This is a genomic window from Bartonella sp. AP57NXGY (genome assembly GCF_042195805.1).
Lineage (GTDB): Bacteria > Pseudomonadota > Alphaproteobacteria > Rhizobiales > Rhizobiaceae > Bartonella.
Genome location: NZ_JBHIOZ010000587.1, coordinates 1 through 632, shown reverse-complemented (window position 1 = coordinate 632; position 632 = coordinate 1). Strand labels below are relative to the sequence as shown.

At 41.5% G+C, this 632-nt stretch carries 1 protein-coding gene; it reads left to right on the top strand.

The features are described from left to right. On the top strand, window positions 1-632 hold a 632-nt coding region (locus tag ACFIL8_RS12180; protein WP_375690034.1), incomplete at both ends, for a hypothetical protein.

Genomic DNA, 632 nt, shown 5'->3' with positions numbered 1-632 from the left:
CGGGCTTAATTTATGTGAAGGGCAATGGTGCTTTACAAGTTGATGGGGCTTTGTTGAATGATTTTGGCACCATAATGACAGAAGGTGATTTATCTTTCACCAATGCGGCTGGCAGCGGAAAAAGCCTTTCCCTTGTCAATAAAGCAGGCTCTATTCAAGCAGGTGGAAACTTAAATATCCAAACCAACACCCTGAAAAACGAAGCCGATAGTACACCAGTCATCACGGAAAAAACGGAATATAGCGATATTTCTTTCCAAAAACCAAAGGGTTCTGATCAACTCAGTGATGGGATGTTATATCAGGAGGACCCCAATCTTTGGGGAAAGGGGCACGAATATCAAGAAGATAAACTAATAGGAAAAGGGCATGTAGAACTTTTTTTGGATATTCCACTTTGGGCGAGCAAAGAAGGAACCTATGGCACTGCAATTTCAAGCGATGGAATAGTTTATAAGGCATTCACTTGGAAACATAAGTCTATAAAGAAGGAATTGTCTGTACACCGCTATCAATGGAATGGTGATAGGTGGGGGCTCTTATCCCCAAACAAACACTGGTCACATATGACAGAAAAGACTGTCACACAAGCATTTTCGCATAAACCAACTGTTTCGGGGGTAATACAATCT